Source organism: Rossellomorea sp. GQ25 (genome assembly GCF_059758515.1).
In genome coordinates, this window is record NZ_JCAXEQ010000003.1 from 239,619 (window position 1) to 262,768 (window position 23,150).

The following is a 23,150-nucleotide window of genomic DNA, read 5'->3' on the forward strand; positions in this document are numbered from 1 at the left end:
GGGATTGGAATAGTTTTAGAGGGGTGATTGAGGGGAGTTGAAAATAAATGGCGGGAACCCGATCCAAACCGGTCTCAATTCAAAAATATCAGGTGCCAGCCCGGTTTTCGGTTAGGTTTTATCATTCCTGATAACGCAACTAACTAAATAAAATGAAAAACGCAAGGACTCTTGATATAAAAGGAACCTTGGCGTTTTTCATTATATCACACGTTACCCAGTAAATTCTCATTAACGACAACAATACTGACATTATAGCTGTGGGGAAGCTAAAGGTGTTAGTGAAAGAAAATACACTTCTATTCAATTAAAGGGCCATTTAATGGAATAACAAAGGGAACATCCAAAATGGATGTTCCCTTTGTTATGAATTATAAAATTTTCCAGAAAAAATTCGTTTATATCGAACCTTTTTCGAATCTTTGAAGTAATATATGTGAATTTTAAAAAATCAAATAGTCGGAGGTGAAATATAGACTTTTTAGTTTTGAAATGTCTTCACTTTATAGGGAGGAAATATGAAAAATTTGTTTGTATTTATAGGTATAGTTTTGTTATTAGTAGTAAGTGGTTGTTCGGAACAAAAACAGAAAATTGAAATTCTAGGTAACGTTAAGTCTATTGGCAGTAATATTGCAGTGAATGGCACTAGCACATTAGAGGGCAGTTCAGAAATTAAGATTGAACTAAAAGATTTAGAGGCTGAAACTGTTCTTCAAGAAAATACTGTAATAGTAGATGCGGATGGAAATTACAGCTTGAATTTTTCTAGAGAAAACAGAGAAGAGGATCAAAAATTAGTCTTCTCATTTAATCCAGAAGAACAATCAGAAGATATCCAAAAGATATACGGTGCTAATGGTGAAAACATAAGTGAGAACTCGCCAGGTTTATTTCAATACAGTATAAACGGTAATGAGTATTCCAGTATTCAAATGTTCGATTTTATTTATAAGGTTGTTAAGGGGAGTGCAGGCCAACGGACATTCCTGACAGAATATTTTGATAACCCGAACGAGACAAAAGACGGGGAGGAATAACGAGTAGCAAATTTGCTATTCAATTACTCATGAAAAGAAATAAATGGTTAACTATACCTGTAAAAATGACGGCAGAATTAATGGCCACTTGTCTGATGATTTTATCAATTATAGCTTTCTCAAAAACATTCCTACTATTTTTAAAGCCTCATTGGTTTCAAACTTTTCTTCTTAAGTTGAAGGAATTGCTGATTAATGTAATGAATTTTTCTGATATAAGGGTTCGAGTTTCAGACTTTAAGAATCAGAAATTAATGGAGGCTTTGGCGGAACCCTACCTTTACTCCTCAAAAATTCTTATTAGCGTGTTTTTGCTTTCGATTGTTATTGGGATTAGTTTTCTGTAATCGTTTCTTTATTACCAAGACAAAAGACAATCAAAGAAATAGCATTTTTCTTAGAGTCCATTCCTGATGTGATATTACTATTTTCAATACAACTATTAATCATTTGGATATTTAACAAGTCTGCAATACTTATTGTAAATCCCATAGGATATTTGGAAAATATTTATCTACTTCCCATTGTGCTAACATCCATTATACCTTCTATTGTACTGTTTCATATGACTACATTTAGTATAGGGGAAGAACAAAATAAACCGTATGTGGAATTTGCGAAATCCAAAGGAATAACTCGACTGAGAGTATTGACATTTCATATATTTCGAAATGTTTGTTTAGTAGTATTTTCGAATATCCAATTAATCCTTTGGTTAATCATATCTAATCTATTGATTACTGAATACATCTTTAATATGAAAGGTATATTTAGTTTCATGTTCAGGCACTTAAGTTCAGTTGATATACTCGCAGCCTGTCTTCTTCTTATTTTTATTCCTTTTTATTTCATTGAGTACTTAGGAAGGTTTATATCTGCTAGAATGTCAGGTCAAGGAGGAGGTAGGGTTTGAAAAGTATTTTTAAGAACAAAAAGTTGTTCATAGGGTCTTCCTTTATTCTTCTTCTTTTAATCACCAGTTTTTGCTACTCATTATTTTTACATAAGCCCGTATTGCAACCACCAGATGCAATTTATGGGGAAGGTCATCGTTTAGTGGATGTCCCCCCATATCCACCAAGTAAAGAGTATCCTTTGGGGGTTGATCGCTACGGTGAGGACATTTTATGGAAAGTGATAGATGGAGCTAAATACACAATTATGATAGCTCTAATTATTAGTGTGAGTAGAATTATTATCAGTCTTTTCGGAAGTATACTATACGTTATGTTTCTAAATCGATTAAGGATTATTATAGAAGCTTTCATTAGAGCTTTTAGATTTATCCCTGCTGTCATACTAGCTTATATATTTTTCTTAACCATTAAAATTGACTCTAATATTCAAAATATGAATCTAATAACTCAACAAATATTGATTTTGGGCTTTATTGGAGGAATACCACTAACAGGGTATTTAGCAACAGAATTAAGAGGATTTCTGAAAAATGACTTTATAAAGTGCTCGCAGTCATTAGGAGCTACTAAAACTTGGTTGATAAGAAAACATATACTGAATTATCTTAGGCCAAGACTATTGATACTTTTCACCCAACAAGTGGTTCAATCTTTGTTGATTCTGGTACATCTAGGAGTTTTCCAGATGATTATAGGGAAGATGAAGAAATTGAAAATTATGGATGGAATAAGTTCCTCCGACAGTGTAACATTGTCATTATCTAATGAATGGTCTGGATTAATTGGCCTTTCCTATCGAGAGTTGATGCTTGATCAATGGATTGTATTGGGACCTTCTTTAGCATTTATTTTGACGATTTATTCCCTTAGGTTAGTTGAAAAGGGGTTGAAAGAAACTCATGAAGGCACCGAACAAAAGAGAAATCATAAGCCATTGGAAAAAGGAGCATTAACGACCAACAATTCAGGCAGCCCATTCACCCAGGTAACTAGAAGAAACAGTCAAACTCATACATAATAATATACTTCTAATAATCAATATATTCATTTTTGGAGAACTCAAACCATTCTTTTCTCAGTCTATAAATATAGCTATAACCTAATTAGAGGAGTGAAAAAAGTTCATTGTTTATCGATGAGGCAAAAGCAGAAAGTATTTTCAAGGAAAATAGAGACTATGTTTATAAAACAGCTTTACTCTTAACGAAATCACGGAGTTTGGCGGATGACATCACTCAAGAAACGTTTATTAAACTCTTGAGCAAATATGATACTTATGACCCGGCAAGACCATTTAAACCATGGATTTATACCATAACAATGAATGTAGCTAAGACTGTTATGAAAAAACAACAAATGTTAAAGTGCTTTTCTTTCTTTTCTGATGATGTAGCTCATGATCAAGTAGATTTAGTTGAAGGGAATTATATAAAGGAAGATGAGCTTCAAGAGTTGTGGAAGATAGTCAACTCCCTCTCTTGGAAAAGTAAAGAAATTATCGTATTACATTTTTACTCAGAACTTACCTTAAATGAATGTTCCCATGCCGCAACTCCTTTTTAACTCTTACTGAACATATCTTAAATCACATTAATAACAAATTGATAGTTCAAGAAGTTCGGAAGTACTTATTGCTTTCTATCATTCATCGGCATCCTCACCACTCCTGATTATTAGGAAGTTGAAATTGGGTCTATAAGAGTCTTCGAAATTTGGGCTGCTTTCTGATAATGTTCCCTTTCCATATAGTGATTATAGAGTTCTTTGGCATACTTGTTTATAAAAACTGTATGCTTATTTAGCTGAAAATAGGGTAGAGCATCTTTCTCTATGAAGGTGTAATACTGATTCAATTTATTTTCTATAAGTAAAATAAGAAGTTTGAATACTAGTTGGTAAAATTCGTTCTCTTTTTTTTTGGCCATGGACATCCCTTCTTGTGCCCTTCTTAGCATTGATGTTTTTCGCATTAACTTTCCTACTAGTCCGTTTTCCAAATAATTGTATAGGCGTTGAAGATATAAAACGGAATGCTTATCAGTCATTTGAAGCGCTTCTTTATAAAGCTTATGTGCAGTAACATAATCCTTTCTTCTAAAATGTTCACAGCCCAGATTGTTTAAAAGCATCCCTTTTTTATCAGTGGCATATAGTAACTCACAGTGATTAATCAAATTATAATAGGTTTCCGTTAACTCTTCTAAATTAAGATCAATGTTGCTTCCAATCTGGAGAAGCATTAACGACTCTGCCGTGATAGCCATTAAAGAGTTATTTGTTTCCCTGAAGTAGTGAAGTGCCTTTTCTGCATACGCATAAGCCATTACTCTAGAATCGATACAATGATATGCAACTGCCAAATCGTAATTGTATTCGGGGTTTCCATATTCGTCCTTTTCTATTTCATTCAATACTTCTATAGCCTTTCGATGATTTTCGGTTTTGGATGAAATACAATTGCATATATAATATATTCCCCATACATGCTTCAGCAGGTTTCTTTCATAAGGGGGAAGCTCTGGATAATCTCTTTGGACAAGCTGTAAGATAGCATGAGTTTTTTCATAATCTTTCTTTAGGATGTAATATCTTGCCTGCAGTAGTTGATACAAGGCTGCATATTTGGAAGATTTGATGAAGGGTATTTTAATTAATTCTTTGTTGATTTCCTCTACTTCCTTTAACCTTCGCATAATGATAGCCTTATGCCAATGATAGAGCTGATTCCCTAGGTTCTCAAATCGACGGATTTCTTCTTTTATATCTAGGTGCAGCCGTTCTGATAATAACTCGATAATCTCTGATGAACAAGCTGATTGCCCTCGCTCAATCTTGCTGATATAGGAGAGAGTGCAAACTCCTAATCCAAGTTGTTCCTGCGTGAGACCAGCTTTTCTTCGGTAAAATTTAATGATTTCTCCCTCTACCATGTAATTCGCTCCTTATGTTCCCTAAGTGATTATGTAAGATGCAGGTAACTGTATTTTCTAAAATAATACCATGATTTAGAATTTTATAACTAGTTTAACTATCGAGAAACTCACTTTTTATCTTATAATTTAATTTGCGAGTCTTTCATTTTTTATACCTATTAGAGCAAAGGGATCATGTTATTGAGTAGGTTGTAGAACGAACTTAGACCAACTTTTTTTCGAAGAATGATGAAGAGAAAAGGTATGAGACACAAATTTTGCTATAGAGAAGGGTTAAGTACTTAGGATTAATAAAAAAAGCCATGATTGAAATAAATCCATTCATGGCTTCCAAAATTTAAGTTACTTAGTTTACCCCTACAGAAGTGTAAGCATCCATAACAGCTTTCGTTTCTGCTGATGGTTCCCCATTTTTATCTGGATGTAAATCACGAGAAGCTTGAATAGCTGCTTCACGCATTTCTTTAAATCCTGAAGTTGGTGTTAAGTATAAAGTGAGAGCCCGGTAGTAAATTTTTTCCGTTTTCGCCCTCCCAATTCCTGTAATATCTACTCCGTTATTTGTACCGCCTTCAGTAATTAAGTAAGCTGCTTTGTTATTGATACCGCTGTTAATATGGACCCCACCGTTATCTAATGTACCTTGGTAGCGATCTTGATAGGTATCCGGATAATGTCCTGATGGCATATACTTTGTGCTAACACTCATAGAAGCCGGGTCACTCATGGAACGAAGTCCTCCGTCACCAGGAATGTTTGGAGTAGTGTTATCTTCTCCTAAATCCCATTCAACCTCTCCGGTAGCGTACATTTCCGCGAAATTACCGAGGATGTCTGCTATTGACTCATTGATGGCTCCCGATTCATTTTCGTAAATTAAGTTTGCTGTATGCTCCACGACACCATGAGTCATTTCGTGACCAGCTATATCCAAGCCACCTGCAAACGAGCCAAATTCAATACCGTCACCATCCCCATATAGCATTTGCTCACCATTCCAACCAGCGTTATTCCACTTTTGTCCAATATGAACAGTATTAATTAATTTCATCCCATTATCATCTAAGCTGTTACGCTTGTGAATGTTTTGATAGTACTTGTTAATTTTATCAGAGTTGAATTGTGCTGAAACTGCAGCTGGATTATGGAAAAAGTTACTCGTGCTGGTTGTTGAAACTTCCCATCCCGTGAATCCAAAAATTGCTGAAGAAAGTAAAAATAAAGTTTCATCTATACGACGAGCGTCAAAAGTCGATATTGGCACATTATTGTTGTTTGCAACAGAAGTACCATGTAAATAGCTTGTTTTAGTTTCAGAATCTTTTCCAGCACTGAAAGATTGCATTTCACCATGTACATCCAATCCCCTTGCAGTCATTGGGGAAAGGGTCGTTGGTTCAGCACTGTGAATTTTATTGAAGCTGTTGATCACTTCTCCCGTTGTTGCATCCACAAAGTAATGGAAGTACCCAGGAGCTGGGGTAGAAGTAGATGCTTTAACTAGGTAGGTTAAATAATACTTACCTTTATAAGGATAGATGGTTAGTTCAGAATTTATACCATCATAATTTTTCACTTCACCAATCTGTGATTCCACGTCTTGTTTGACAGTCGCTATAGCTTTTTCCTCTGAAATTGATGCATCAGTTGGAATGGTCGAACGAGTCAAGGTTTGTTTTACCTTACCAAAAGATGCAAATACGTTATTGTTCGAGTCTAATGCTACGGTTTGTCCAGAACCATAAACTGGAATTCCTTTATATTGCTCAACAGTTCGTGCATGGTATGTACCTGTCGCACGGTCTGTCTTTTCACTTACAATTTTAAACTGCCCTCCACTGGATAATGATCTCCTAACTGGATTTTCTACTTGTGACTGAAGGAATGCTTTCACAACTTCTTGTTTACTTAATCCTTCAGCTTTAAATAGAATATTTGAATTGCTTGTTGAATCAGTTGCAAACGCCGGTACAGATGGCATTATTCCCCCGAATGTTACTGATAGAGCCAGTACAGTAGGAATAACTACTTTTTTACCCATTTTTTTCTGGTGTTTCTTTTTCAATAAACCCACCCCTTTGTTGAATTTGTATTGGAACAATTTAAATTATTCAGAAAATCCGAAATAAAATCAATATTTTACAGTGAATTTAATTTTGGGAAAATTTCGTGCTTGTTTCTTGGGATTTTTAGTGTTTTCGAGTATATTCTACAAATTTCTGCGCTGTTTTGAAATGGGAATATCTCAATACAATTTTCGGGCAAATGAGTAATAATAAGTGTTAATAAAGTTGTTTTGCAAAGGGGGGTGACAAATGAGAAGAGCTTTTCATAAAACCATCATACTTCCTTGTTTATGCTCCATGGCATTTTATGTAGGACTTCATATAGTAGGAGAAACAGAAGCTTCCTTTTCAAGCCAGGATACACCAAAACCTATAATAATATCTGCAGCATTTATTTTTCCTGAAACTATTAAACTCCTAGAAGATCGGGCAGAAGAAATTGCAGATCGGATGCACCTTGAGTATGAAAGGATTAATACAGTTCCAGTAGAAGGATCATTACAAGAATTGCATGTTAGTTTTACTAAAATTAGATCTATCGAACAGGAACTACATCAACAAGTTACTACTCTGCAACAGATTAACAATGAACTGTCCGCATATCGTAACCAAACTCAAGATAAGGATCATACATTTGATTATGTGTCTGAAGGTTTTTGGAACGTAGAAAACAGGCTGATGGAAGTTCGGGAAAGGATTGATTTTCAAAAAATAGAAACGATCCTTTCCTCTATCACATTGCAGATAGAGGAACGGGAAGAAAAATCTTCCCAGGAAAAAACTCAATCCAAGCAACATCACGATAGCACTGAATTTGGGATTGAAGAGACAACGAATCACGCGGCAACAACAAATTTACCTAATAATGAGAATGCGCAAGAACATACAGAAAAAACTCTAGAATTAAAGGAAAAAGATTCTCAGGAACCTATACAAGCCCAACAACGTCATGAAAAATCTAAATCTCTTGTGGAAGAGACATCTAATCAAAAGGCAACAAAGAGTTCAAATAATAATGAGCAGGTGATAGAACATGCAGAAAAAAATATTGAGAAGCGTAAGTAGTATTTTTGGATTCATTTTCCTGATTGTTGTATGTTTATTAGCATTTGTTGTTCTTTCTTCTAGAATATCGGGAGGGGAACCAACTATTTTAGGATATCAAGTCAAAGCAGTCTTATCAGGATCTATGGAACCGACCTTTCAAACGGGTTCTATCATTTCTATCAAGTTAGGAACTGATCATTCTACTTATCAGGAAGGTGATATTATTACTTTTCGGATAGAAGATAAGATCGTTACACATAGAATTGTAGATGTTAAACAAGAGAATGGACAAGCGTGGTATAAAACAAAAGGAGATAATAACGGCGCTCCAGATTTATGGACTTTTTCCTCACAAAACGTGGTTGGGAAGTACACCGGCTTTACGATTCCATATGCCGGATTTGCATTGAATTTTGCAAATTCAAAAGCGGGATCAGCTCTTTTGTTAATTATACCGGGTATACTGTTGATGATTTCTTCATTGCGCTCTATCGTGAGTGCGAAGAAAGAGCTTGAAGTAAATAATGCATGATGATTTAGGTTATATCTCCTATGTATCTACACACATACATAAGAGTTTAATAATAATTTAAATTTTATAAGGGGGATTTAAAAATGAGTTTTACAAAGAAGGTAAGTCAAGGTGTTATGAGTGCAGCATTAGGATTATCATTAATCGGTGGAGGAACATTTGCCTATTTTAGTGATTCAGTCGAAGCCGAGAACACATTTGCTGCAGGTACACTGGATTTAGGCTTAAATCCTAGTACAGTTGTTAACATTAGCAATATCAAGCCAGGTGATGAAATTTACCGTGAATTCACACTTGAAAACAACGGAACATTAGATATTGGAAAAGTGCTATTAGATACAAGTTACACTGTTGAGGATGCACAGTTGGATGGACAAGCCAATACTGATGAATTAGCAAAACACATCAAAGTTACAATCATGTATAATACAAGCAGTTCAACTAACACTGTAGTTGAAACAACATTGCATGATTTACAAACTCAACAACCAGATTTAACTCAAATTGATAATCTTGCAGGTCCATTTCCAGATGGTATTCCTGCTGGAGAAAAAGAAAAAATCTTCGTATTATTTGAATTCGTGGATAATGGAGAAAATCAAAATCAATTCCAAGGTGATAAGCTAAAAGTAGACTGGACATTTAATGCAGAGCAAACAGATCCAACTTACCATGACGATACAGATCCAGAAAACAATTGATAATTAGTCATGTTTTAAGGCGCTTAAATATTTTTACTAAGATTTCAACTTCAGCTTAACTCGTAGAATTTAAGAAAAATCATATCTAAAATAGACGCTATTCTTTCTAAAGCAATAGGAAAGGATAGCGTTTGTTGATGTAGAAAGAAGAATAGAATGTCCTGATATAGATTTTGCTGCTTTCATATCTTTCAATTTATTAATTTTGGTACAGAACCCCTCTTTCAAGAATATACCTAAAGCAGTATGTGGATGAACATTATTATTATAAATAGAATAACCAGCGTTTTGGCCCGGAGTCTGTCAATGGAACGAGCAGGAAGCCAAGAAGTTATAAATTGAATAATTACTAGTTTTCAATAGCATTTCCTAATCATAGAAATGCTCTTTGTGTTAATTCGGGATATAAAAATAGTGCTAATCAATAAATAATGAATGAAAATTAAATTTATTGAAAATCAATAAATTGTGTTCCTTTACTTTGCGTTGTATCAGCCATTAAGGCAGCTGCGTTATAATGACAAGAGCCAGGCGTTCACGGTGCTCTCAGTTATATCTCTCCGGAAGATCTAAATTTGTGCCCTCATCATCAGTGATTTGTATGTGGCGGTCCTTCCTTTCACCTTTATCATAGCGCAATGGGATGATGCATCGGGTCTTGTGCTTATCGGAATGGTCATTGTCGGTGTTTCATTAGTCATTGCCGTCTTTGCTGCAGTTCTCGAGAGACTTTTACAAGAAGCAATTACTATAAAATCAGGAAAATGATTTAACGGTCTGAGATGAATAAAATGGCAATAATAATCCATATTGATGTGATGCTGGCTAAAAGGAAAATGAGTATAATAGAACTCTCGGAGAAAGTTGGAATCACGATGGCTAATCTTTCTATATTGAAAAATGGAAAGGCGAAAGCGATTAGGCTATAAACTTTAGATGCTATTTGTAAAGCATTGGAGTGTCAGCCTGGAGATATTCTGGAATACAAAAGTGATGACGAAGGTTAACAAGCAGGACATTTTTTCCTCATGGACGAAATCTTCAATTCTCTTATTAAGGGAGCACAGGTATGAGCAGCGAACCGATTATCAGCTTGAAAAATGTATTAATACGGATTGGCCGGAACACCATCATCGAGGATCTTTCTTTCGATGTACCAAAAGGAGAAATTTTCGGTTTCCTTGGTCCAAAGGGTGCCGGAAAAACAACCACAATCCGTATGATCGTTGGCCTTATGTCGATCACCAATGGTCAAATCCTTATTAAGGGGAAAAATATTAAAACTGAATTTGAACAAGTAATCCGCCATGTCGGTGCTTCGTAGAAAGCCCGGAAATATATAAATATTTAAGCGGGTACCATAATCTGTTCATTATGCCCGAATGGTGCCAGGGGTAACAAAAGAACGGATTGACGAAGTGGTTGCGCTCGTCAAACTGGAAAACCGGATTCATGACAAAGTCAAAAAGTACTCGCTAGGTATGCGCCAGCGTCTTGGGGTCGCCCAAGCACTGCTTCTTTTAAATCTCCTCCTCTAATTCAACTTGCCAGTAACCCCTAATTCCTCCTAGTAGTATCATAGCTTCGCTTGTTATACGAGATCTCTGTCCTAACCAGCCTCAAACATGTTTCCACCAGTAGGGGGCGAACGTTCTACCCTGGCTACTGTTATAATAAGACCAAGTAAAAAATGGTCAACCAGAAATATCTAGCATTCTGGTTAACCTAATAATACGAATGGGGGCGTTTGCTGAACAAGCAGCCGCCCTTTGTTCAAGTAAAGGGCAGCATTCCTGTTTAATAACTCTTTTTATTTTTCTATGAGCTTGTGAATTTAAGACAAATCGTATAATAGTTTTTTGATGTTACGAAAGGTTTTTCTGGTAATAAAGGTATTGTTATTTTTAGTGGCGTTTTTCCTTTTCGCAAATCATAATCCGAACTCAGGTTTATTTTTGATTCTATTTTGGTTAGTGTTCGGTATTGAGTGTGCAATCCGTGATTACCGAGATGGAAGCAAAATTTCCTTAGGGTTGAATATAGTCTGTATTCTTGCAGCAGTTACACTATTGATAGTTGGAATATATAAATTTTACTGAAATACCATATACACCCACAAAGGTAATAGGTTGATCTTTTGAATGCGAGTTATTCCATTAAAGGGGGCAATAGCTGAAGATCAGTCAGGGGATCTCCAGCTTTTTCTTTATTCCGTTAATGGCAGATAAGTGAAAGAAGGATTGAAACTTAATTGTGTTTCTTATGGTAAAATTAGGGTGGATAATTGGTGCCAGAAGGGAGTAATACATGGATAACTATAAAATAATTTTATTTGATTTAGATGGAACACTTTCAGACCCAAAGGTAGGAATAACTAAATCCGTTCAATATGCGTTACATAGAATGGGAATTGATGAGCCTGACACTGATAATCTAGAATGTTTTATTGGACCACCATTACAAGTTTCATTTGCTGAACATTACAATTTTGATGAGGTACGCACCCATAAAGCAATAGATTTATATAGGGAGAGGTTTAAAGAAAAGGGAATGTTTGAGAATGAGTTATATTCAAATATCCCCATGCTATTAAAATCGTTAAAAGAACAAGGATTTACTTTAGTTGTTGCAACTTCAAAGCCTACTATTTTCGCAGAGCAAATATTAAAGCATTTTAATATGGAGCAGTATTTTCAACTTATTGTAGGAAGTAACCTTGAACAAGAGCAAAAAAAACTGAAATCATTCAATACATACTAGACAAGTATAATGAACATGAACTTAGTGAATTTATTATGATTGGAGATAGGAAGCACGATACTATTGGGGCAAGTAATACTGGAATTGATTCTATTGGAGTTACTTATGGATATGGTTTATTTGAAGAATTAACTCATTCAAACCCTACGCATATTGTCAAAAGTGTTAATCAATTAAAAGATATTCTGATGGGTAGTCAAGTAAATTAAGTATACTTCCTTGTTCTACTAATGGGGGCAATAACTGAAGATCAGCTATTAGGTCCTTACTATGTAGCCACACTATGGATATTTAAACTAACTTACGGCAATTTTCCAAAGTACCTAATTACAAATATTGTATTTAATATTATTCAAGCTTTTCCTTTTTGTTCCTTATGGGAAAAAGTTGGAGTATTTAAATTTAAAAAAATGAAACATATTACTTGGTATTTTATATGTGTGCTTTTGGCAATTTTCATTTATGGATATCAGTACATGGTGGAACAATCAATTAGGGAAACAAAAAAATAGGAAATTAAGAAATGTACCTTCCTATTCCGCAATACCCTGAAAAAGGATCAGCGCTCTTTTTCCTTTTGATGCCATTTTGTGGAATAAGCAGGAACGGAATCTCGACGATTAACGGGGGCATTTCCAGAACAAGGATTGATTGCGCTCTTTTTTTATATTAAGGGCCAATAGGAGAATTAAATTCACAAATAAGGGAAATATTAGGGTTCTGGTGCAAAAACTGTGAAATCATTACACCAGAACCGTTCCTAGCAAATTTACTGACTTAGGTCTTGTACGTCATTTGATACAAAAATTTGTATAAGCGTTTTAACCGTTTTTGCCACCTATAATTTTACAATCGGGTATCTGGAATAATCTGTTTAGATGCCTCAAATAGGTCTTCACGATTTCCTGATAAAGGGGGATAAATAACGGATTGATTAATATTCATTTTAATTTTTTTCGCTTCTTCTCCTTGATACTGCGGAATGCGATCCCAACCATTTGTGAACAGAGCTCCCCAAGGACCTAAATCAAGGCAAGTGACATATTGTTCTTGCTTGTATGGCATACCTTCCAATCCTAGCAAATCGCATACAACATTATGTCCAGCAATTTTCCCCTGAGGCATGGCATGCTGGCAAGACATCAATGCTACATGGTTTACATCTGTTTTTGCTCGAGCAGTATCTCCGGCAGTGAAAACGGATGGTAACCCTTTTACTTTCAGATATGCATCAACTGGTAAACGTCCCAATCCATCCTTCTCCACAGAGAATTGTGCTGCTAATGGACTTGCTTTTACACCGGCTGACCAAATTGTTGTTAATGCTGAAATCCGACATTCTGATTGTAAGGTTACTCCTTCTCCATCTATAGATCTCACTGTTTCATTGGTATAGACTTCCACATCCATATCACGTAAAGCCTGTTCGATAATTGGTCGTGGATTTTCCCCTAATTCAGGACCTACCACAGAATTTCTGTCCACTAATATAACTCGTACTTCAGTTTCTTTATTTTCCCTTTTTGCAATCTTTTTTAAACGGGATGTCATTTCCGCAGCGATCTCAATTCCTGTAAAACCTGCACCAACAACTACGGCGGTATACTTACCCTCTACATTCGGTAAGTCAGCTAATCCATTAATATGCTGATCCAACTTCAAGGCATCTTGATACGTATCTACAGAAAATGCATGCTCACGTAGACCCGTAATGTTCGGAACAACCAGTTGGCTTCCAGCCGCAAAAACCAATCGGTCATAAGGAAGATCCACTAGTTCTTCGTTTTCCTGAACAGTTACTTTGTGTGAATCTGTATTAATGCTCCTTACTTCTCCTTGCATGATGCGAACGCCAATCGGATCAAGAACCTGATTTAAAGGGATTCTTAAATTCTGTGGATTTTCTTCATAAAAGCGTGGACGCACACCAAAATAAGAATCACGATTCACTAAAACAACTTCCACTTCATTTTCTTCAATTTGTAATTCATGTAGTTGTCGTGCAGCACTTATTGCACTCCACACACCTGCAAAACCTCCACAAATAATAACAATTCGTTTCATTTAAATTCCTCCTTTTGGTTTCAAACACATACATAATAGATAATATTTGTCTGCATTTTAGTGCAAAAAAATTAAATTACGGGATCAACCATATTTACTTAAATTCCTTCCTTTAAAACTCAATGAATATATCGAAGATAATATTTATCTGTAATTGAGGGTAAAAAATTTCAAGTATGGGATCCCGCCCACATTTTGCCCTTATTATCCCGAAAAAAATTCCACACGATAAAATGTTACTTTCATTACACGAAGAGGACTTAACGATCTCGAAAACAAAATTACAATACAAATCAGTGTAAGTAATTTTTTAGACTCCTTTAGCGTATGAAATCAGCAAAATGTGGGCGAGATCCCATTATCTGCGTTCTAAAGCTTCCCGGAACCAATGCATTCCTTCTAAATGTCTTTTCTTTGATTTTCCTTTTATGGTTTCGTTTAACTCAGCAATTGTTTTACTCTTGAGATACTCTTTCATTTTTCCTTCAGCTTCTACATTTCACTTGTAGAAGGTGTAGATGCAGTTGCTGGATTGACCAATGTAATATTTGAGAGTAGTAAAACTTCAACCTTTCGGTGAGCAGAAGAAAGTGTTTTAGACCAATGTAATATTAGAGCGTAGTAAAACGCGCAAGTCAATTGTCCTGATACGTTTTAGACCAATGTGATTTTAGAGAGCAGTAAAACTGATTTTTCAGCCCCCTTACCTGTACTTGGTTTTAGTCCAATGAAATTTAAGAGAGTAGTAAATCCTTCAACTTCACTTCCGGTATAAACAATATCTGCGTTTTAGACCAATGTAATTTTAGAGTAGTAAAACACTAAGCTTGTCAGAATGAAAAAGCTTAGTGTTTTAACCCTAGGATTTGGATTAAGGTTGGCTATATTTGCCCCCTACCTAATCAGGGTTGATTTTCTTTCTCTATGTTCACTTCAAAACTCATTAGTTATGTCAATACCAGATTGTCTTAACTAATGAGTTTTAAAGTGAGTTCTACCGTTGGAACTGGTTTAAAGATAGATAAATGTGCTTCAGATTTCAATCGAATGTAACACTTATAGTAAAACGTTACATTCAGCTCATAATTACCCAATGTAATTAAACTAGTAACTAAATGATTTCTTTCATATTAACTGGCAAGAAGATGTGGATGCACGCAATTAATAAAGAAGTGGAATTTTTAGTCTTTTTTCAAATTCCCCAACATTAACCACTGTCAGGTTTAGATTGAAAGTTAAGCTGGATGATAGGCCATTAAATTTGAACAAATAGTAGCACTCTTCCCCCTTAAATCTGATTGTTAACTAATAACCAAAAGTTATATAATTGATACAATATTCCGAAATGTATGAGATTACACGATATTATGTCAATTGGTTTGGTCATTACATTATATATAAGGACATGAAAGCTGGTGGGTAAGATGAATGCCATTCTTTTTGAAAAAATCTATCATCGTATGCAAGAAATGAATTTAAGCAGAACAGATTTGGCACTACAATCTAGTATCCATTTAAGTGAGATAAGTCGTATTTTAAATCATAAGCAATCACTTTCCCTAAACAACTTGGATAGTATCACGGATGTACTTGGGTTAAAGGAAGGTGCTTTATATCCTTATTATGTTGAGGAATGTTTTAATGAGAGCCGGATTTTGGATAAGCGAAAATGTGAACAATTTTTATATAAATGTGTAGTTATGGGTTATGAAGAACAGCTCCACTTCATTTTCGACGAAGTATTAGAAGAAAGATCCAAAACTATCAGAAACAAAAGTTTTGTTCATATTTTCTCCGTGGCAGAACAGCTTTTTGAAAAAGAAAAGGAAGAGAAGTCATTGCCGCTGTTTGAATTTATCATAGAGAACATGCCTGATCACTTCTCGGAAGAGGTGGCAATTAGTTATTTTAGACGGTTTTATATAGTTCGATACACCGAAGAAGGACAATATGCCCTCGGGCATGTGTTAGAGCATATAGCGTATATGCCTGAAAAATTTCAGATATTATCCTATCTATGGATTACAGCCACATTTTATGTACGACGGGAATGGAAAAAAACACTCTATTATGCTAAGAAATTAGAAAAAGTGGCTAAAGAAGGGGAGCATTATGGAAGAGCTCTTTTGTACCAGAGTCTCGCATTACCATGCCTAGGTAGCTCATTAGAAGAAGTACTATCCTTTATAAATCGATATGAGCAAGTTAATGAGTATTATGCTGATATAGCTATTGGGAATCGGTATTGTGCTTTTTTAGATTTCAACCATTTAGAATATGTGGATGAATATTTAGACTGGTTAGAAGCTAGGGATGATATTTTTGCAGGCTTGCCGCGAGTAATGGAAGCGTATGTTCAGCTACATCGCTTAGAGGATGCAGAGCGATTGCTAAATAAATATCGGCATATTATTCAAGACTGGGCAGCAAGTAACGAACCCTATCAGCAACAGAAATACTTACATTTTCGTTATACCTATGCTTCGTACTACTTTGCAAGAAAGCGATTTTCAGAAGGGCTATATGAGTTGCTGGATGTGGCGTATGCTGCAAATAAAATCGGAATATCAGAGAGATTCAGTCAATGCCTTCTGATTTATTGGGAATATAGAGAATACGCTACTGTAGAACATCAAGAAATGTATAGGAAGTTGTTCCACACGGAAAACATGAGCAAACTCCCTTAAAAAAGGTAAATAAAAACAGTTCTAATAGAGGTCTCTAAGTAGAGGCTTCTTTTTTGAGGCTATGGCTAAGTTGTATATCACTGTTGATTTTCACCTTGAAGTAGATTGTAGTGGAAGGCGGCGACTCCAGCGGGAAAAGCGTGTCCAGGTGAGACCGCAGGAGCACAAAAGAAGGAAGGCTAATAACGTCACATCGTGTGGCAACGCTATCGTGACCGACGTCCTGTTGGCCTGGAGGCTCAGTGACCGCTCGCCTGCAACGAAAATCAACAGAGTTGTTTAACAGAACCTTTTTATAAAAAAGATTAACTTGAGAGAATTCTTTAAAATCTATAATTCAATCAACCTTATATACAATGAAAATACAAACAACTCATTAAAAAGGGGAGAGACTATTGAAAAAGAAGTTATTAAAGAGTTATGCAATCTTTGCACTCAGTGCAGGAGTAATACTTAGCACTTTTCCGACCGCTAGCAACACTTCAATTGCTAGCGCTAAATCATCAACATTGATCGAACAAGTTTTATCAAATCTCACGCCTGCTCAAAGGCAAGCTATTAATCAGCTTAAAACGAATGATCAAGGAGGACTTCAATTATCCTCTGAAGTGGATCTAGAAAGTGAAGCACCAGTTTCTGTCATTGTTGAATTTATTGACAAGCCTGAAAAAACTGCAGTGTTAGAAGCGCAATCGGAAGGTAAATCTCTTTCTGCTGCTAAAGCAAAACAAAAAGTAGATGCTGCACATGCAATGTTTGAAAATGATTTGAAAACAATTTTTAAAGAGGAGCTTAAAGAAAAGAAAGATTCTTACACGGTTAAACGGACGTACAAGCAAGCGTTTAACGGGGTTGCCATGACACTACCTGCTAATAAGGCCAAAGCGTTACTTCAATCCAATGCGGTAAAAACAGTCTGGAGCGATATGGAAATACAAGTGGAACCACCGGTACTAGAAAAAGAATCAAAACAACTAGAGGAAACACATACAAGAGTGACGTTCCCAGGTATCAATCAGCTTCATGAAGAAGGGTATACAGGAGAAGGTGTTAAAGTTGGCGTTCTCGATACAGGAATTGACTACAACCACCCAGATTTAAAAGGTGCCTATAAGGGCGGTTACGATTTCGTAGAAAATGACCATGATCCGATGGAAGCAACCTATGATGACTGGAAGAAGTCTGGAGAACCAGAGAAAAGTCTGCAAGGTGCTCCATATTATACACAACACGGAACGCATGTGGCAGGAATCATTGCAGGCCAAGGGGAAAACAACAGTGATTATGCAATGAAAGGTGTTGCGCCGGATGCTGACATTTACTCTTATCGTGTATTAGGTCCATACGGTTCTGGTTCGACAACGGGGATTTTGGCTGGAATCGAGAAAGCGATGGAAGACGGTATGGACATTATCAATATGTCTCTTGGCTCTTCTTACAACGATCCAATGTACGTGACAAGTATCGCGGTCAATAATGTTGTTCTTGCGGGTGTCACTGCGGTTGTGGCAGCCGGCAATTCTGGCGACGGGATGTATACGCTCGGTTCGCCAGGTACATCGCCTTTGGCTATTACAGTCGGAGCGAACGATGTATCGGAGAACATCCTCACTTTTAAGGGAGCTATTGATTCAGTTTCTGCGAATATACGCCTTTTGGCACAGAACTTCTCGGATAATATCTCGACTCTTAAAAATCAAACTCTTCCTGTCGTTGATGTGGGTTCTGGAGGCCCACGTGATTATCAAGGGAAAGATGTAAAAGGAAAAATCGTGCTTGTAAGCCGGGGTATGTCTGCGGTAAACGATAAAATTAAGCTTGCGAAGCAAAACGGGGCTACAGCCGTTCTTATGTACAACGACAATGCTGCTGAAAGTTATATGCCTTTTTATCTAGGAGAAGGAATGGAGTTTATCCCATCGTTTAATCTTACAAATACCGATGGTTTGGCTCTGCAGGCCAAAGTGAAAGCAGGATACACAGACTTTACTTTCGGAGAAATAGGCGAAGTGCAATCAAAAGGAAATTCATTGGCGGATTTCAGCTCCCGCGGTCCATCCCGTGTGTTGTATGACATTAAGCCAGAAGTAACTGCACCTGGAGTTGCTGTATTTTCTACTGTGCCTTCATACATGAATGGACCAGATCAGATTGGAAATTATCAATACGCTTACGAGCGCTTGTCAGGAACATCCATGGCAACTCCTAATGTTTCCGGCGTAGCGGCACTCATATTACAAACGAATCCGAATGCCACACCAGCCGAAGTGAAGGAAAAGTTGATGAATACGGCTGATTCTTTAAGCGGGGACTATAGCGTATTTGAGGTGGGGGCTGGACAAGTTGACCCGTATGAAGTCGTTCATTCTCAAACACGAATTGAAGTAGTGGATAAAACAGAAGGGACATATGATAAAAAAGAAAACTTGAAAATCATAAAGGATGACACGGGAGCGATCAGTTTCGGTACATTTGTGCCAAACGGAAAAAATGTGCAGGATAAACGTTCCCTAGTTATCTACAACAATAGTAAACAAGCAAAAACGTTCGACGTTAAGGTACAGTTCCAGACTGACCGAAGAGGTTCAAAGGATGCAGCAGAAAACGGTGTTCAAGTCTTAACGGATAAGACAATTACCGTAAAGGCAAATTCGAAAGAGAACACAAAAGTTTTAGTAGACGTACCTAAGGAAGCGGTATTAGGAACGTATGAAGGATATATCACGTACACGAACAAAGACAACCCAGAAGAAATGTATCAAGTTCCGTTTGCGATCCGTACAGTAGCAGAAGGAATCGACCATATTACGGTAGATCCCCTAGCCTTTACAACAGCAGTTGAGACAGGCTATAACGGATTAAGATGGTCAGTCGGTCTTCTTTTTCAATTAAAATCACATATGCGCACGATGGATCTATTCCTTGTAGATCCGAAAACGAACCAAGAAATAGGATTCCTTGGTACATTGGATGGCATTAGTGCAAATGACAATGTTGAATATTATCTAAGAGGTGTAATGAACGAGGGTATGTACAATCCACTAACGGGAAATCCGGATCAACCAATTGCGTATGATCGTGAACAAACCGAACCAGGATTGTACAAAATAAGGCTCGTTGGTACAAATGAGGAAGGAAAAACCTTTAGCTCAGATGCACCGGTTTACTATAGCGTGACGCAGCCAACACTCAATCTCAGCGCGGATTCTGGGGTGTATGAATATAGCCCAGATCAACAAATTGTTTCGTTGACAGGCTCTGTATATGATAAAGATGTTGAAGTGATGAAAGCTGGGGGCATGAATGTTTCTCAAGGAGATAATAAAATTGTCTATACGATGCCAGGTAGTGGTGGAGGACTTGGAGGAGGAACAAAAGCAGTATCGGTTCCGGTAGATACTAATGGGGATTTTTCCACACAGATACCACTGAATCCAAAGGTACAGCCGTTCAAGGTGCAAATGTATGCTGAAAACAAAGCAACAGTAAGGAACTACTCTAGTTATAAATATCTATACTATGTACAAGAAGGCACTCCATATGGAAAAGCTATTGCTGATAAACAGAATGTAAAACCAGGCGATACGGTGACGGTTACCCTTTCTATGAACAATATGACAAACATGAAGCAAGCTGTATATTCATTTATAGATAGTGATGTATCGAAGAATGTAGATGTGGTGAGCATTAAGCCGCATGCGACATTGGACGGGAAAGTAGATCTTAATGTAGAGAATAAAGATGTATATGGGGACGGATTTGAGATCATAACGACAATCACTGCTACATTAACAGGTGATGCAGCACAATCAGGAGTATCCGGGAAGGTACCAATGATAGATATCACATACAAAGTGAAAGATGATTCAGAAAGTACAAAACCGAGTTTAGCGAAATTCAATGTAGCGTATACAAATACAGATAGCACGACAAAATCCGGATTTGGTATCAGTATTCCTTATCAGATTGAACGAAACTACTCCTTTATGAAATCGTATGTCTATGCAGAAGCATTTCAGATTCCTATTCTTGATATGCCATCAAGCTTGGATTATGTAAAGGCGGGCGCAAAGGTTAAAGTGACAGATGAAGAAGGAAAAGAATATCCAAACACATTAGGAAGTGTAAGTTGGGGGTCTCCTTCCTCATTATCATCCAATTTACCGTTGACGGACAAACCATTTACACTTGAAATAGAAATGCCGGGACATTTCCTGGTTAAGAAAACCTTTACGATTGGGCTGAATGAAAATGGTGAAGTTAAACCATATTCGAAAGCACTCTATTATAACGATGCACCTGCTGGAGATGTAAACAAGGATCATGTGATTGATATTCATGATGCCCTTTATATTCAATCCAATTGGAAATCAAACAAGCGTGAAGCGGACATTAACTATGATAGTGTAGTAGATGAAAAAGACATGCGGTATGTAGCAAATAACTACTTAATGAAAAATCCATGGATCTCAGACAAGGATCTAAAACCAAAAGATAAATACAAAGGTAAAACATTAGATGCTGTTCTTGGTGAAGTAGGAATGAAGTGATAAAAAAGGATAACAAGGGGCTGTCTAATAAGTCCCTAAAATCAAACAGGTGAAGAAAAACAATTCGTTTTTCTTCACCTGTTTTTATGGTTTCTCTTTTTTTTCCTTGAAAGGGACAGCATTCCTGTTTGAAGGACGTTCGGGGTCTCGAAAGAGATGGTAAGGGTTCGTGGGGAGTAACTTCTGAGTCCGGATGTTATGTCAACTAATGAGAGCGGAAAAGTGCGTTGATCCAAGAAGGATTTACGCTTTTTTTGTTGAACTTCTTTAACTAAAATATTGAAGATGTGGAAGTATTAACGCAGTTAGCTGGTGAAGTTGGTCTATCCGAAAGTGTGTTTCGAGAAGCTCTCTTAGAACGAAAATACCGCGAAGTCCATCAAAAAGAGCTACGACATGCGTATGAAGAAGCAAAAATTCGAGCGGTTCCCACTTTTATCATTGGGGATGAAGTTGTTCAGGGGCTTGCAAGTAAAGAAAGGCTTGCGCAAATCATCGATAAAGAATTAGGGAAACAAAAGCAAGCACAAGATGAACTTGAGGGCATGACATGCGATATGGATGGGCATTGTGTATAGGAGTTCTTACTCATTGCAATAGATACAAAAATAAAATGGGAACGGGGAACTTACATGTCAGAAACAACATCGAATGTTAGCAAAACGCTTGAGATTCCGAAAACAAATATGGAGATCGTCCGTAGCACGTATGAAGGATCTCCAAAGCATTTAATAGAAGCTCTTTCCGAACAAGTTGAGTGGACAGAGGCTGCAGGGCTACCATATGGTGGCACATACCATGGAGTGGAAGCTATCGTAGAACACGTATTCGACTATTTATCGAAGGAATGGGATGGTTTTAATCCAAACGTACATGCTTATCACCAAGTGAAAGACAAGAATATGGTAATGGTAGAAGGGACGTACTCTGGTACGTATACAAAAACAGGAAAAGAAATCCAAGCCGACTTTGTACATGTGTTTACCTTTCAAAATGAAAAGATCATTCGATTTAAACAATATGTTGATAGTCATGTGATACGACAGGCAATGACTGTTTGAGGAAATATGGATGCTAGTGGGACAGGTACTAGCATCCTCTTCCGTTTAGAAACGTCATATAGCTAGCAAGTTGAGATTTGGGCAGACTTTGCATGTCCATTCTGTTATATTGGCAAACGTCGCTTCGAGAAAGCGCTAGAGGAATTTGAGCACCACGATGGTATTGAAGTCGTCTATCGAAGTTTCGAGCTAGACCCTAATGCTCCCAAACATGTGCCTCATGATGTTTATGATATGCTCTCCAACAGATATGGCATGAGCCGTCAGGAAGCCATCAACATGAATCAGAATGGTTATCCAGCAGGCAGCAGTCGAAGGACTTAATTTTCAGTTTGAAGGCATAGTGCTAACGAACACAACTAAGACATTTTGCTGAGCAATATGGTAAGGGGGCTGTGGTATCGGAGCTGTTGTTCCAAGCTTATTTCACCCAATCAAAGAATTTGAGCGACCACACAATGCTCGCCGATCTGGCAGTTGAAGCAGGACTTGATCGGGAAGAAGCACTTTCCATGCTCGCGGATAAGCAGTTCACTGAGCAGGTGCGTACGGAAGAAGAAGAAGGTAGCCGACTTGGTATACGAGGTGTTCCGTTCTATGTCATTAACCATAAACATACCGTATCTGGCGCTCAGCCAGGCACTGTGTTCCTGAAAGCATTACAGCAGGGGTGGGACGACCAGCAACGGCTGAAAATTGTAAAATCGGCGAGCGATGCTGCTTGTGTAGATGGCTCCTGTGTTATTGAGAAAAAATAATAACTGACGCGAAAACATGAGAAATTGATGAACG

The 23,150-nt window shown here is 37.0% G+C and carries 16 protein-coding genes and 4 pseudogenes; 17 read left to right on the forward strand and 3 right to left on the reverse strand.

From position 1 onward, the window contains the following. Nucleotides 1-518 precede the first annotated feature (518 nt). The 4 genes from AC6CIB_RS12000 to AC6CIB_RS12015 all read left to right on the forward strand — a co-directional run bounded on the left by AC6CIB_RS12000 (nt 519) and on the right by AC6CIB_RS12015 (nt 3,520). Nucleotides 519-1,040 carry a hypothetical protein gene (locus AC6CIB_RS12000; RefSeq protein WP_498280953.1) on the forward strand — a complete coding sequence of 174 codons (522 nt, stop codon included), beginning with the start codon at nt 519-521 and terminating at the stop codon, nt 1,038-1,040. Between the two features lie 385 nt (nt 1,041-1,425). Next, complete coding sequence (locus tag AC6CIB_RS12005) at nt 1,426-1,953, forward strand: ABC transporter permease subunit (RefSeq protein WP_498281394.1); 528 nt, start codon at nt 1,426-1,428, stop codon at nt 1,951-1,953. Next, nucleotides 1,950-2,975 carry an ABC transporter permease subunit gene (locus AC6CIB_RS12010; RefSeq protein ID WP_498280955.1) on the forward strand — a complete coding sequence of 342 codons (1,026 nt, stop codon included), beginning with the start codon at nt 1,950-1,952 and terminating at the stop codon, nt 2,973-2,975. The genes AC6CIB_RS12005 and AC6CIB_RS12010 overlap by 4 nt, the downstream gene beginning before the upstream one ends. A gap of 107 nt (nt 2,976-3,082) precedes the next feature. After that, entirely contained in the window at nt 3,083-3,520 is a 438-nt protein-coding gene (locus tag AC6CIB_RS12015) for an RNA polymerase sigma factor (protein WP_498280957.1), read from the forward strand. 110 nt (nt 3,521-3,630) lie between these two features. Here AC6CIB_RS12015 and AC6CIB_RS12020 read toward each other — a convergent pair whose 3' ends face one another. Both AC6CIB_RS12020 and AC6CIB_RS12025 read right to left on the reverse strand, forming a co-directional pair. After that, on the reverse strand, nt 3,631-4,887 hold the full coding sequence (locus AC6CIB_RS12020; protein WP_498280959.1) for a helix-turn-helix domain-containing protein: 1,257 nt from the start codon (nt 4,885-4,887) through the stop codon (nt 3,631-3,633). 349 nt (nt 4,888-5,236) lie between these two features. After that, on the reverse strand, nt 5,237-6,931 hold the full coding sequence (locus AC6CIB_RS12025; RefSeq protein WP_498281396.1) for a M4 family metallopeptidase: 1,695 nt from the start codon (nt 6,929-6,931) through the stop codon (nt 5,237-5,239). A gap of 274 nt (nt 6,932-7,205) precedes the next feature. Here AC6CIB_RS12025 and AC6CIB_RS12030 point away from each other — a divergent pair, with 274 nt between their 5' ends. The 7 genes and pseudogenes from AC6CIB_RS12030 to AC6CIB_RS12060 all read left to right on the forward strand — a co-directional run bounded on the left by AC6CIB_RS12030 (nt 7,206) and on the right by AC6CIB_RS12060 (nt 12,205). Further along, nucleotides 7,206-8,021, forward strand: a complete 816-nt coding sequence (locus AC6CIB_RS12030; protein ID WP_498280961.1) for a DUF4047 domain-containing protein — start codon at nt 7,206-7,208, stop codon at nt 8,019-8,021. Beyond that, on the forward strand, nt 7,990-8,535 hold the full coding sequence (sipW, locus tag AC6CIB_RS12035) for a signal peptidase I SipW (protein WP_498280963.1): 546 nt from the start codon (nt 7,990-7,992) through the stop codon (nt 8,533-8,535). The genes AC6CIB_RS12030 and sipW overlap by 32 nt, the downstream gene beginning before the upstream one ends. Before the next feature lie 83 nt (nt 8,536-8,618). Continuing rightward, a complete protein-coding gene (locus AC6CIB_RS12040) occupies nt 8,619-9,236 on the forward strand; it encodes a TasA family protein (RefSeq protein ID WP_498280965.1) in 618 nt (205 codons plus the stop codon). A gap of 603 nt (nt 9,237-9,839) precedes the next feature. Next, complete coding sequence (locus AC6CIB_RS12045; protein WP_498280967.1) at nt 9,840-10,004, forward strand: DUF2975 domain-containing protein; 165 nt, start codon at nt 9,840-9,842, stop codon at nt 10,002-10,004. A 23-nt stretch (nt 10,005-10,027) separates the two neighbouring features. Then, nucleotides 10,028-10,243 (forward strand): annotated as a pseudogene (locus tag AC6CIB_RS12050) (helix-turn-helix domain-containing protein). Nucleotides 10,244-10,305: 62 nt separating this feature from the next. Further along, a pseudogene (locus tag AC6CIB_RS12055) lies at nt 10,306-10,753 on the forward strand (ATP-binding cassette domain-containing protein); the annotation flags it as partial. Nucleotides 10,754-11,543: 790 nt separating this feature from the next. Next, nucleotides 11,544-12,205 (forward strand): annotated as a pseudogene (locus AC6CIB_RS12060) (HAD family hydrolase). A gap of 637 nt (nt 12,206-12,842) precedes the next feature. On the opposite strand, the gene AC6CIB_RS12065 reads toward AC6CIB_RS12060, so the two are convergent. Beyond that, the gene (locus AC6CIB_RS12065) at nt 12,843-14,060 is read right to left on the reverse strand and encodes an NAD(P)/FAD-dependent oxidoreductase (protein WP_498280969.1); all 1,218 of its coding nucleotides are present in this window, start codon (nt 14,058-14,060) and stop codon (nt 12,843-12,845) included. 1,424 nt (nt 14,061-15,484) lie between these two features. On the opposite strand from AC6CIB_RS12065, the gene AC6CIB_RS12070 reads away from it, so the two are divergent. The 6 genes and pseudogenes from AC6CIB_RS12070 (at nt 15,485) to AC6CIB_RS12095 (ending at nt 23,116) form a co-directional block, all read left to right on the forward strand. Beyond that, nucleotides 15,485-16,747 carry a helix-turn-helix domain-containing protein gene (locus tag AC6CIB_RS12070; protein ID WP_498280971.1) on the forward strand — a complete coding sequence of 421 codons (1,263 nt, stop codon included), beginning with the start codon at nt 15,485-15,487 and terminating at the stop codon, nt 16,745-16,747. 395 nt (nt 16,748-17,142) lie between these two features. Further along, a complete protein-coding gene (locus AC6CIB_RS12075) occupies nt 17,143-21,297 on the forward strand; it encodes a S8 family serine peptidase (protein WP_498280972.1) in 4,155 nt (1,384 codons plus the stop codon). Between the two features lie 275 nt (nt 21,298-21,572). Beyond that, nucleotides 21,573-21,875 (forward strand): annotated as a pseudogene (locus tag AC6CIB_RS12080) (DsbA family oxidoreductase); the annotation flags it as partial. 93 nt (nt 21,876-21,968) lie between these two features. Then, the gene (locus AC6CIB_RS12085; RefSeq protein WP_498281398.1) at nt 21,969-22,358 is read left to right on the forward strand and encodes a nuclear transport factor 2 family protein; all 390 of its coding nucleotides are present in this window, start codon (nt 21,969-21,971) and stop codon (nt 22,356-22,358) included. A gap of 108 nt (nt 22,359-22,466) precedes the next feature. Further along, entirely contained in the window at nt 22,467-22,682 is a 216-nt protein-coding gene (locus AC6CIB_RS12090; protein ID WP_498281400.1) for a hypothetical protein, read from the forward strand. Between the two features lie 71 nt (nt 22,683-22,753). Then, nucleotides 22,754-23,116: a DsbA family protein gene (locus AC6CIB_RS12095; RefSeq protein ID WP_498280974.1), complete on the forward strand. Its 363-nt coding sequence runs from the start codon at nt 22,754-22,756 to the stop codon at nt 23,114-23,116. Nucleotides 23,117-23,150: the final 34 nt, after the last annotated feature.